General features: G+C 47.2%; 12 protein-coding genes. All 12 read right to left on the reverse strand.

Annotated elements, in window-relative coordinates:
* Positions 1-67: 67 nt before the first annotated feature.
* The 12 genes from ftsX to rpsK all read right to left on the reverse strand — a co-directional run bounded on the left by ftsX (position 68) and on the right by rpsK (position 12,237).
* Positions 68-982, reverse strand: a complete 915-nt coding sequence (gene ftsX, locus DW743_RS09970) for a permease-like cell division protein FtsX (RefSeq protein WP_117761412.1) — start codon at positions 980-982, stop codon at positions 68-70.
* Entirely contained in the window at positions 972-1,655 is a 684-nt protein-coding gene (gene ftsE / locus DW743_RS09975; protein ID WP_022461638.1) for a cell division ATP-binding protein FtsE, read from the reverse strand. The genes ftsX and ftsE overlap by 11 nt, the downstream gene beginning before the upstream one ends.
* A gap of 26 nt (positions 1,656-1,681) precedes the next feature.
* Positions 1,682-2,770, reverse strand: a complete 1,089-nt coding sequence (locus tag DW743_RS09980) for a PucR family transcriptional regulator (protein ID WP_117510479.1) — start codon at positions 2,768-2,770, stop codon at positions 1,682-1,684.
* Positions 2,771-2,955: 185 nt separating this feature from the next.
* The gene (locus tag DW743_RS09985) at positions 2,956-3,825 is read right to left on the reverse strand and encodes a YitT family protein (protein WP_117761413.1); all 870 of its coding nucleotides are present in this window, start codon (positions 3,823-3,825) and stop codon (positions 2,956-2,958) included.
* Between the two features lie 5 nt (positions 3,826-3,830).
* Positions 3,831-4,517: a WecB/TagA/CpsF family glycosyltransferase gene (locus tag DW743_RS09990; RefSeq protein WP_117761414.1), complete on the reverse strand. Its 687-nt coding sequence runs from the start codon at positions 4,515-4,517 to the stop codon at positions 3,831-3,833.
* Between the two features lie 382 nt (positions 4,518-4,899).
* Entirely contained in the window at positions 4,900-7,014 is a 2,115-nt protein-coding gene (locus DW743_RS09995; RefSeq protein ID WP_117761415.1) for a glutamine synthetase III family protein, read from the reverse strand.
* 415 nt (positions 7,015-7,429) lie between these two features.
* Entirely contained in the window at positions 7,430-8,293 is an 864-nt protein-coding gene (fba, locus tag DW743_RS10000) for a class II fructose-1,6-bisphosphate aldolase (protein WP_022461579.1), read from the reverse strand.
* Between the two features lie 179 nt (positions 8,294-8,472).
* Complete coding sequence (locus DW743_RS10005) at positions 8,473-9,372, reverse strand: diacylglycerol/lipid kinase family protein (RefSeq protein WP_117761416.1); 900 nt, start codon at positions 9,370-9,372, stop codon at positions 8,473-8,475.
* Positions 9,373-9,558: 186 nt separating this feature from the next.
* Positions 9,559-10,095 (reverse strand): bL17 family ribosomal protein, encoded by a 537-nt coding sequence (locus tag DW743_RS10010; RefSeq protein WP_022461577.1) that lies wholly within the window; start codon positions 10,093-10,095, stop codon positions 9,559-9,561.
* A 104-nt stretch (positions 10,096-10,199) separates the two neighbouring features.
* Positions 10,200-11,162 (reverse strand): DNA-directed RNA polymerase subunit alpha, encoded by a 963-nt coding sequence (locus DW743_RS10015; RefSeq protein ID WP_022461576.1) that lies wholly within the window; start codon positions 11,160-11,162, stop codon positions 10,200-10,202.
* A 72-nt stretch (positions 11,163-11,234) separates the two neighbouring features.
* Positions 11,235-11,828, reverse strand: coding sequence for a 30S ribosomal protein S4 (gene rpsD / locus DW743_RS10020; RefSeq protein ID WP_022461575.1), 594 nt, complete (start codon positions 11,826-11,828; stop codon positions 11,235-11,237).
* Between the two features lie 16 nt (positions 11,829-11,844).
* Positions 11,845-12,237, reverse strand: coding sequence for a 30S ribosomal protein S11 (gene rpsK / locus DW743_RS10025; protein WP_022461574.1), 393 nt, complete (start codon positions 12,235-12,237; stop codon positions 11,845-11,847).
* Between the last annotated feature and the right edge of the window lie 31 nt (positions 12,238-12,268).

Raw genomic sequence — 12,268 nt, forward strand, 5'->3', positions numbered from 1 at the left:
GAAAGATCCCGGAATCTTTTGACGGATTCCGGGACTTATTTTTACTTCATTATATTGTCTAATCCTATCAGACTTTCAAGTGTTTTCGAATCGTAAAGATACTGCCGACAAGACCGATTCCCATACCGAGAATGAGTCCGACCGGAAGCAGAATCCGGAAGACGGCCGATACCGGCATGAATGCCATAAAGTTCGACAGTACGCTGAACTCCGCCATAACGTAGCTGATGACTCTGTTGTATACAACGTACAGCAGCCCCAGCGGAATCGCTGCTCCGACAAGACCGATCAGGATACCCTCGATCAGGAACGGAGCCCTTACAAACAGGTTCGTCGCACCGATCAGCTTCATGATACCGATCTCCTCTTTCCGGACCGAAATACCGATCGTGACGGTATTGCTGATCAGGAAAACAGATACGGCAAGAAGAATCAGGATGATCGCGATGGAAACGTAGCCAATGACACGGTTCATCGTCGTCAACGTTGTTGTTGCGCCCTCGGCCTGTTTAACCTCACGGACACCGTCCAGCGAGCGGATATACTCAGCCAGTGCATCCTGCGTCTCTACCTGGTATACGTAAACCTCGTAGTGAGCAGAAGTTGCGAGCGGGTTGTCGTTTGGCTTAAAGCCGTCCTTGTATTCCTCTTTTCCTTCGAAATACTGTTTTGCAAAGTTTTCCCACGTCTCATCCGCGGAAACATACTTACATTCCTTGACCACATCGGTCTTGGCCTTGATCTCCGTTCCGATCTCATCGATCGTCGCCTGATCCGCATCTTCGTTGAAGAAAACGGTCATGGATACGTCTGTCTCGGCATTTTTTACGATGTAGTTAAAGTTGATGACAACCGCAAAGAAGATACCGAACAGAAAGATACAGGCTCCCATGGTTGCGATGGATGCCAGCGAGAACATCTTGTTTCTCCAGATGTTTTTGACACCCTGTTTGATGCTGTAGCCCAGTGTACTAAACCTCATGGTACTCGCCCTCCTTCTCATCGCTGACTACCACGCCTTTTCGCATGGTAATAACGCGTTTTTTCATGGAGTTGACGATCTCACGGTTGTGGGTTACCACAAGAACGGTCGTTCCTCTGTTGTTGATTTCCTCCAGGAGCTTCATAATCTCCATGGAGTTTCCCGGGTCCAGGTTTCCGGTCGGCTCGTCCGCCAGAAGAATGTCAGGCCGGTTGACAATGGCTCTTGCCACGGCAACTCGCTGCTGCTCTCCTCCGGAAAGCTCCTTCGGGAAGGATTTGTATTTCTCTGCCAGTCCGACCAGCGTCAGGACTTCCGGCACGCGCTTTTTGATGACGCGGTTCGGTTTCTCGATGACACGCTGTGCGAATGCTACGTTTTCATAGACATTCCGGTCTTTTAAAAGGCGGAAATCCTGGAATACGACGCCGACACCGCGGCGGTATTTCGGCACTCTCCAGCGTTTCATTTTATTTAAGATCTGTCCGTTTACCTTAATGGTACCGGATGTGGGCTCGAGTTCTTTCAAAAGGAGCTTGATCAGCGTCGATTTTCCAGAACCGCTGTTTCCCACGATAAAGACGAATTCCCCCTTCTCGATGTGTAAGGATACGTTGTTGACGGCCGGCTGGCCTTTCGCGTAACTCTTACTTACACTATCCAATGTTATCATGCAATTCCTCCTTCAAGGGTTCTCGCTTAATAATCGAGCGTTTCCATGTATTTCATGTACTGCACAACCATAAGCGCAATCTTGAATGTGATCGCATCTTCAAAAACTCTAAGATCGAGTCCCGTGCTCTTCTGCAGCTTATCCAGCCGATAGACAAGGGTATTTCGGTGTATATAAAGCTGTCTCGAGGTTTCCGAGACATTCAGAGAATTTTCAAAGAATTTATTGATCGTTGTCAGTGTCTCTTCATCAAAGTCATCCGGCGATTTGTTGCCAAAAATCTCTTTGATGAACATTTTGCACAGTGGGATCGGAAGCTGGTAAATCAGACGGCCGATACCCAGTGAGCTGTATGCATAGATATCATTCTCAGCGGAGAAGATTTTTCCGACGTCCATCGCCATTCTGGCTTCTTTGTAGGAACGCGATACTTCTTTGATCTCCTTGACAATGGTACCGTAAGCAACGTGGGTTTTCCCCTCCTCATCTCTTCCTGCTGCTTCCAGAATGGTGGCTGCCACTTTGTTCATCTGGGCATAATCCTCACCTGGAGCAAGTTCTTTTACGATGATGATGTTTTTCTCATCAACTGCAGTTATAAAGTCACCGGATTTGGTACCGAGCAGACTCTTGACGCTCTCGAGCGCCCCGCTGTTTTTATCCGGATTTGTCTCAAGAATAAATACAAGGCGGCGTGCTTCCACTTCAATATGTAACTTCTTCGCCCTGTTGTAGATGTCGACCAGCAGCAGGTTGTCGAGCAGCAGATTCTTGATAAAGTTGTCTTTATCGAAGCGCTCCTTGTAGGCGGTAAGGAGGCCCTGAATCTGGAAGGTAACCATTTTCCCGATCAGGTGAATGTCATCGTTTCCGCCTTTTACAACCAGAATGTACTCCAGCTGGTGTTCATCGTATACTTTAAAAAACTGATAATTTTTCATGGTCTGGGAATCTGCCTGAGACTGCGCAAACGTTACAATATCATTCTGGCTGATCTCAACCTCCGGAAACGTCGTTACCAGAACCTTTCCTTCTACATCAGTCACGCAGAGTTCGACACGCGAAATATTTTTGATTCCCTCAATGGTACTCTGTAAAATCTGATTTGAAATCATATTTTCTTCCCTCTTTCATCCTATAGTTTGTCTCCGGCTGCACCCGCTTTCATTGCCAGGCATATCCACACCCCTATGGTTCTGCGCCTGATGCAAAGTACCTCACAGATATACTTATTTTAATACAAAATAGACAAAAAAGGAAGAGAAAACACAACATTTATACCACAAAATACGTAAAAAGGTCAGGAGAAATCCGTCTGGAAGCCCTCTCCTAAGACCTCTCTTGCATCCGACACAACGACAAACGCGTCCGGATCGATCGTTCCTACGATCTGTTTGAGCTGCGGGATCTGTTTTTTGCCCACAACACAGAATACCATCATACGCTCTTCGCCCGTGTACATTCCCTTGATGTGGATGCCGGACGCGCCGCGGTCGAGTTCTTTCATGAGCTCATCGGCTACCTGCTCCGGATGCGCGGTAATGATAAACGCGGATTTCGCATAATTCATACCTTCCATCAGGGCATCCGTCATTTTCGTCGTCACGTAGATTGCCACGATCGCATAGAGCGAAGCGTGGATACCGAAGACAAAAATACCGGCGATGACGATGATTCCATCAAGCACCTGCATAACCTGTGCAACGGAATAGTGGCGCAGCTTTCTCTGGATCAGAGCCGCCATCATATCCGTTCCGCCCGTCGTTCCGTTTCCGATAAAGACAAGGCCGATGCCGGCTCCCATCAGAACGCCGCCAAAAAGTGCGGAGAGCATCCTGTCATCCGGCACCAGCTGCAGAACCGGGAGAACGGCAAACCAGAACGTGTTCATCAGGGTTCCAAAAATGGTTTTCACAAGAAAATCACGGCTCATGCGGATTCCAAAAAGAAAGAGCGGAATGTTCAGCACAAGGTTCGTCACCCAGAGCGGAACTCCTTTTCCGAACAGCATCTGGCTCAGTTGTTTGATGACGATTGCAAGACCGGAAAATCCTCCGGTAACAAGCCCCGCCGGGTCGTAAATCGAGCTGGTCGCAACCGCCATGACCGCGGTTCCCAGCGTAATCAGCAGATAATCTCTCCACTGCTGTTTGTTCCGTATCCAGTTCATGAACTTCAACCGTCCTTTTCGCTGTTATATTTTGTTACCATCCACTTGAACGTATTCTTCTTTAGCAGAGTTCCCCACCAGCTCGTTTTTATACCGGCCTCGTTCTGCAGTGTTGAGTGTTCGCCAAGGCTCAGCCAGATTTTCGCGCTGATTTTGCTGCTGTTTTCCAGAACGAAACGATCCTGCCGCGTTCCTGCAAGGCCGCTCACAATCACGTCCGTCGTCTGGCTGTTGATCTCGTTGACCAGGCTGTCAAACGCGGATTCCTCCAGCGTCTCGACAACAGCACCGCCTCCGATCTCAATGCCGGGATACGTTTCTGTCAGATATTTCTGCAGTGTCTGCAGTTCTTCCTCAGTGTCGCCCAGTACGAAAATCCGGCTTTTCTTCTGAATCAGTCCCCAGAAAAAGCGTGCGATGAACTCGTTCGTCTCCACTTCCTCATAGGACGGCGTCTCCGGGTCAATTCCTGCTGCCTCCAGCACCTCGGTTTCCCCGATGACCGTCAGATCCAGATCTTCGATATACTGTTTCCACGTCGGTTCCTTGCTCGCCTGCATCAGCATCTGCATTGTAACAATCCCGATGGTGTTCAGCTTATCGTTCGAGAGGTATTCCTCTGCAATCTCCATTGCCGCATCGACGCGGTAATGTTTCAGCTTCACACCTAAAATTTCCAGTTCTGCATTCATTGTTCTGTATACTTCTGTTTTCCTTCGAAATCCAGAAGCGTTTCCTCCATGTTTTCCTGCCGTTTCTTCCGGCAGCGCTGTCCGCCTTTTTCTTCTGGCAACAGCTAATCTTCATTATACTAAAAAAAGAGGCTGTTGTCAAAAACAGCCTCTTTTTCTGCCCTGTTTTCACAGAATTTTTACAATTTAGCGGATCGTCTGCGGATTGTTTCAACTCACAGTCGGTATTTTCACGGAGTCTGACATGTCGAAAATAGTTCGACTGTGACTTGCCTCATGTCAGTGGAGGATACCGATTTCTCTCCGCCCGCCACTGCCGTTGTGTTTCTTTTAACAATTCATCCCACCGCTTTAGAAGTGGGAGACTTCTTGTCTACTAGGGTTAAACCTCAAACATCAGATCGCCGTAGGACGGCATCGGCCACATCTCTTTGTCTACGATCATCTCCAGTTTGTCAACCGGTGCACGGAGTGCCTCCATAGCCGGAGCAACTTTCTCGTAGTAGTATTTTGCTTTTGCTTCGCCGTCTTCCATCTCGCATCCTGCATTCTCGATTGCGATCAGCTCGTCGAGTGCTTTCTGGGTTTCCTCAAGCAGTGCACTTGTCTCGTTCAGCAGATTCTTCTGTACACCAACTGCTGTAACACCTGCTGCGGTGATGGTGTTGATAGATCCAGCCAGGGAAGTCGCATATTTGATGACTGCCGGGATGATCTGTTTGCTTGCCATGTCGATCATGGTCTTTGCTTCGATGTTGATGGTCTTTGCATAGTTCTCGAATTTAACTTCTGCACGGGATACCAGCTCTGCCTCGGTGAATACTTTGAAATCGCCGAACAGTTTGATTGCGGTATCAGTGGTCAGTGCCGGGATTGCGTACACCATGGATTTGATGTTCGGAAGTCCTCTTCTCTCTGCCTCAGCTAACCACTCATCTGCATATCCGTCGCCATTGAAGATGATTCTCTGATGCTCACTTAAGTTCTTCTTGATCAGATCATGGACAGCGTCCTCGAAGTTTTCAGCGCCTTCCAGTACATCGCATGCATCGCGGAATGCTTCTGCAACGATGGTGTTCAGTACGATGTTCGGAGCTGCAACGGAATCACGGGAACCAACCATACGGAACTCGAATTTGTTTCCGGTGAAGGCGAACGGTGAGGTTCTGTTACGGTCGGTAGCATCTTTCTTGAGATCCGGAAGTGTCTTAACACCAGTCTCCAGAACGCCCTCTTTTTTGCTCTTTGTTGCATTTCCGGTGCTGATGAGCTGCTCTACAACATCCTCCAGCTGCTCTCCAAGGAATACAGAAATAATAGCTGGCGGCGCCTCGTTAGCTCCCAGTCTGTGATCGTTTCCCGGATCGGCTGCGGACTCACGAAGCAGATCTGCGTGAACATCAACGGCTTTCAGAACGCAGCTTAATACGAGCAGGAACTGAATGTTCTCGTGCGGTGTTTTGCCCGGCTCAAGAAGGTTGATGCCGTCATCTGTGGTGATGGACCAGTTGTCGTGTTTACCGGAACCGTTGACACCTGCGAACGGTTTCTCATGCAGCAGGCATTTCAGTCCGTGCTGGCATGCAACTCTCTTTAAAGTCTGCATAACGAGCTGGTTGTTGTCAACTGCTACGTTTGCCTCGGAATAAATGGAAGCCAGCTCGTGCTGTGCCGGTGCAACCTCATTGTGCTGTGTCTTTGCTGTAACACCCATCTTCCACAGCTCAATGTTGACATCCTTCATAAAGGAAGCAATTCTCTGACGGATGGTTCCGAAATAGTGATCGTCCATCTCCTGTCCTTTTGGAGGCATTGCGCCAAACAGGGTACGTCCGGTGTAGATCAGGTCTTTTCTCTGCAGGAATTTCTCTGCATCTACCAGGAAGTATTCCTGCTCCGGTCCTACGGAAGGAGTTACTTTCTTGGAAGTGGTGTTTCCGAACAGTTTTAACAGACGCAGGGACTGTACATTCAGAGCTTCCATGGAACGAAGAAGCGGTGTTTTCTGGTCAAGCGCCTCTCCTGTGTAGGAGCAGAATGCAGTCGGAATGCAGAGGGTTGCGCCTGCTGCGTCCTGACGAACGAAAGCCGGTGAGGTGCAGTCCCATGCTGTATATCCTCTTGCCTCAAAGGTAGCACGCAGTCCACCGGACGGGAAAGAAGATGCATCCGGCTCGCCTTTGATCAGCTCTTTACCGGAGAAGCTCATCAGTACTTTGCCGTTCGGCATCGGTGCTGTGATAAAAGAATCGTGCTTTTCTGCAGTTGCACCGGTCAGCGGCTGGAACCAGTGTGTATAGTGTGTTGCTCCTTTTTCAATTGCCCATTCTTTCATCTCATGTGCAATCGTATCTGCAGTAGCAAGATCCAGCTCACCGCCTTCTTCGATGATCTTTTTCAGCTTCTTGTAAACATTTTTTGGAAGACGTTCCTGCATTACAGTGTCATTGAATACATTTTCGCCAAAAATTTTGGCTGGATTTACATATTCTCCCATTTTCTTTCTTCCTTTCCATTTGTGAATTTTGCGATGCGACCTTCCCGCCGGATTCTAAAAAGATCCTAATACAAGAAAAAGGAGTTCTCAAAAAGGTAGCTAAAAAAGCTATATTTTTTGTAGAACGCCCTTGTTTTACATTCGCATATGGATTTGATTTCCAACTGATACTAAAATAACTCAAAAACCCCAAAAACGCAAGTGCTTTTTTGAACTCAGTCCCTTTTTCGTATTATTTTACAAAACTTTCCTAATTCAGGCGAAAAAATTAGCGGATTCGATGAAAGCTTTCGCGGCAGTCGTCAAGGTCTCGTACAAGCACGGACTTTGACTCGTTGCTCGCGAAAAAAAATACTGTGCGGACCCTGAGGGGGAAGTCCCCCAGGAATCCTGCACAGCATTTTCGTGCTTAAACTCAGGCTTTGTTTGCAGAACCGAACAGTTCGATTTTTTCTCTTACAGTAGCTTTGATAGCTTCTGCGCCAGGAGCAAGCAGTTTACGAGGATCGAATCCTTTACCCTGCTGATCTTTTCCCTCTTCGATGTATTTACGTGTAGCTGCTGCGAATGCAAGCTGGCACTCTGTATTTACATTGATTTTGGAAACGCCAAGGTCAATGGCTTTCTTGATCATGTCATCCGGGATACCTGTACCACCGTGAAGAACGAGCGGCATAGTTCCTGTCAGCTCCTGTACAGCTGCCAGAGTCTCAAAGCTCAGTCCCTGCCAGTTAGCCGGGTATACACCGTGGATATTGCCGATACCTGCTGCAAGCATATCTACACCGAGGTCTGCAATCATCTTGCACTCGTTCGGATCAGCGCATTCGCCCATACCTACAACACCATCTTCTTCTCCACCGATAGAACCAACTTCTGCTTCCAGAGACATTCCTTTCTCTTTGCAAACAGCTACCAGTTCTTTTGTTTTTGCAACGTTCTCTTCGATCGGATAATGAGATCCGTCAAACATGATGGATGAGAAACCTGCTTCGATGCATTTGTAGCATCCTTCGTAGGTTCCGTGGTCCAGATGCAGAGCAACCGGAACAGTGATGTTCAGTTCTTCGATCATAGCTTTTACCATAGCAGCTACAGTTTTGAAACCTGTCATGTATTTTCCTGCACCCTCAGATACACCAAGGATAACTGGAGAATTCATCTCCTGTGCGGTAAGAAGGATGGATTTTGTCCACTCCAGGTTGTTGATGTTAAACTGACCAACTGCATAGTGGCCAGCTTTTGCTTTGTCCAACATTTCTTTTGCTGATACTAACATAGCTCAAATGACCTCCTGTGTCTGTAATTGTGCCGTGTACCGTTTTCAGGCTTACGGCATACTTGTTACTTTCATAACTGGTTTTATTATACAACATCTTTCTGCAAATGCCAAATGGTTTTCGTAGCGAAATCCATTTTTTTGCACTTTTTTGTGAAAAACTTATCAAAAAGCCGTGCCTACTTATTGTTCAGAACCAGTTCCATGGCATGTTTGCGCGCTTCGATGCAGACATAGCCGTGATCTCCGCCGTATTCGCCGTCCAGAGTCCAGGAAATCTCCTGGTTGGACTCGATGATGATGCGGTCGGTCTTGAACGAATCGATGAGGTCTGTGTGATCCTCCTGCATCAGCAGGGACGCAATGATCTCATTCAGTTCCAGCGGGTTTTTCGGGCGTTTGATCAGGGTTACCTCGAAGAGTCCGTCATCCAGGCGTACATCCTGTCCCGGCAGGTTTTTGAAGCCGCCGACGGACTTGGCATTCGTCACCATACCGTAGATATACTCTTCCTCAAAGGTTTCCCCGTTTGCCTCGACTTTAATCCAGTACGTCGGCACATTCCAGATCCGTTTGGATCCCTCCAGCAGGTATGCCAGATGGCCGAGAATGTTTTTCATGTGCTGATCTGTCTCATAGGAAACATCCGTGAAAAGGCCGAATGCAGCGATGTAGACAAAGCTGTCGTTGTTGAACGCTCCCACATCACAGGAATACAGGTTTCCCTCGATGATATCCTTTGCCGCCTGTACCATATCTTTCGAAATAGAAAGACTGTTTGCAAAGTCATTGGTGCTTCCGGCCGGAATATAACCGATCGGAACGCGCTGATCCACTTCCATCAGACCGCTGACAACTTCATCCAGTGTTCCGTCGCCCCCGCTGCAGACAACGAGATCCACCTGCGGCGCAAGCTCCTTTGTCTTTTCGAAACCATCTCCGACTGCCTGCGTCGGGTGGACAATGACTTCATATCCGCCTTTTACAAAAACATCGATAATTTCAAACAGTTTACTTTTAATCTGTGCTTTTCCGGAAAACGGATTAAAAATAAACAACATTTTTTTCTTGCTCTCCATGCAAATGCTCTCCTTTGTATCCCATTTTAGCTGTTCTGTATTCTGTATTGTACCTTATTCGCAAAGCAGATGCAACCCCGTACATTGCCACAATTTCGCAATTGTGTCATATAAAATATGATATACAGCAAAACAGGAGCCACCTACTAAGAGGCAGCCCCTGCGAATTTCAAAACTATTTACAGATTAAACCAGCTCGATTACAACTTCCATAGCTGCATCACCTTTACGCGGTCCGATCTTGATGATACGGGTATATCCGCCGTTACGGTCTGCATATTTCGGAGCGATCTCATCGAACATTTTCTGTGGCATATCGATGGACTTGGTGTTTTTCTTGCGTCCTGCTGCTTCGGTCGGAACCTCTGTTACAGGATAGAAGAAGCTTGCCATCTGACGTCTAGCGTGAAGTCTGGACGGAAGATCTTTTTTGATCTCTTTCTGAACTTCATCGTATACGGTAACTTTTTTGCCGTCTTTTACTTCTTTCACACGTTTGCCATCAGCATCTTTGCGAGCTACTTTAGCAGTAACGGTAACGGTCTCAAAGTTATCTTTCTCTTTTACAGCCAGTGCGATCATGCTTTCAGCGATCTTGCGGATCTCTTTCGCTTTGGTCTCAGTGGTAACGATTTTTCCGTGATACAGAAGGTTGGTTACCTGGTTTCTTAATAATGCTTTTCTCTGGTCAGATGTTCTGCCAAGTTTTCTATATTTTGCCATTTTAAATTTTCCTCCATTTGTGGAACCCGCAAGTCATGCTGCCTCGGACTTACTGACAGGGGGTTTTCGTCTACAAATCAAACGGAAAGATAAATCGCTGTGATTTATTCTCCGTCCCCAGGACTCAGTGACAGTCCCAGTTCTTTCAGCTTTGCAAGTACCTCTTCCAGAGACTTGCGGCCCAGGTTACGAACCTTCATCATGTCTTCGGAAGTTTTGTTGCACAGCTCTTCTACGGTATTGATACCGGCACGTTTCAAGCAGTTATAGGAACGCACGGAAAGCTCAAGCTCGTCGATGTTCATCTCCAGAACTTTCTCTTTCTCATTGTCCTCTTTCTCGATCATAACTTCTGCTGTCTTCGCATTCTCAGACAGATCGATGAAGAGTTTCAGATGCTCGCTTAAAACCTTAGCTGCCAGGCTGACTGCCTCGTCCGGATCCAGTGTTCCTCTGGTGTAAACATCCAGTGTCAGTTTATCGTAATCGGTAATCTGACCTACACGGGTGTTCTCCACTTTGAGGTTTACACGCTCAACCGGTGTATAGATAGCATCCACAGCGAGAACGCCGATCGGCATGTCATCGCTCTTGCCTTTGTCAGCACTGATATAACCGCGGCCTTTTGTGATCGTCAGCTCCATGTACAGCTTGCTGTCCGGGCCGCCGTTCAGGGTTGCGATTACCTGATCCGGATTCATGATCTCAATATCCTGATCTACCTGAATATCGGATGCTCTTACAACTCCCTCGCCCTCGAACTCAATATAAGCAACTTTTGCTTCGTTGGTTTCGCTGTTATTGCGGATTGCAAGGCTCTTCAGGTTCATGATGATTTCTGTAACGTCTTCTTTTACTCCAGGGATGGAGCTGAATTCATGAAGAACGCCCTCGATTTTAACCTGGCTTACTGCTGCTCCAGGGAGGGAAGAAAGCATAATTCTGCGAAGAGAATTACCTAATGTGATACCGTAGCCTCTTTCCAGAGGTTCAACCACAAATCTGCCGTACTTCTTGTCATCAGAAATCTCAGTAATTTCAATTTTCGGTTTGTTAAAATCAAACACTCGAAAGCCCCTCCTTTTAAATTGGTTGGCTCATTACTCATGGGAATAAAGCCTTCCGCGTATGGCGATTCTTTATTTAGAATACAGCTCGACGATCTGCACTTCGTCAACCGGAACATCGATCATTTCGCGGGTAGGACGCTCTTTTACAACACCTTTGAGTGCCTCAAGATCAGCCTCGATCCATTCCGGAGTCAGACGGCCGCCTGTAACCTCTACGATGTCTTTATATCTCTGAGAGGATTTTTTACCCTCTTTGATTTCGATGGTATCACCAGCGCTTACAAGGTAAGACGGGATATTTACCTGTTTGCCGTTAACCAGAACGTGTTTGTGGTCAACGATCTGACGTGCTTCTTTTCTGGTTCTAGCCATTCCCATACGGAACAGAACGTTGTCCAGACGGAGCTCAAGAAGGATCATCAGGTTCTCACCAGTCTGTCCTTCCATTCTGTCAGCCTTTTTGTAATAGTTAACAAAAGGTTTCTCCAGAACGCCGTAGATGAATTTTGCTTTCTGTTTTTCTCTTAACTGAAGACCATACTCAGACATTTTTCTGTTTGCTCTTTTCAGCTGTCTTGTGGACTTCTTATCAATTCCAAGATATACAGGATCCATTCCGAGGGATCTGCATCTTTTCAGGACTGGTACTCTATTTACTGCCATGTTCTTAACCTCCTAATCAGACTCTTCTACGTTTTGGTGGGCGGCATCCGTTGTGCGGAACCGGTGTTACGTCGCGGATGCTTGTAACTTCAAGACCGCATGCCTGAAGGGCACGGATTGCAGCTTCACGACCTGATCCTGGTCCTTTTACCATAACGTCAACAGTCTTTAAGCCATGAACCAGCGCTGCTTTGGTAGCAGTTTCTGCAGCCATCTGAGCTGCGTATGGAGTAGATTTTCTTGAACCTCTAAATCCCAGACCGCCGGCACTTGCCCAAGAAAGAGCATTTCCTTCTGCATCAGTCAGTGTTACGATTGTATTATTGAAGGAAGACTGGATATGTGCCTGTCCGTGTTCAACGTTTTTTCTGACACGACGTTTTGTCGTTTTCTTTGTCACTTTTGCCATTTTAAAACTAACCTACACTTTCTTAATCTTA

The sequence above is a fragment of the Blautia sp. AM28-27 genome, from assembly GCF_003480905.1.
GTDB lineage: Bacteria > Bacillota > Clostridia > Lachnospirales > Lachnospiraceae > Fusicatenibacter > Fusicatenibacter saccharivorans.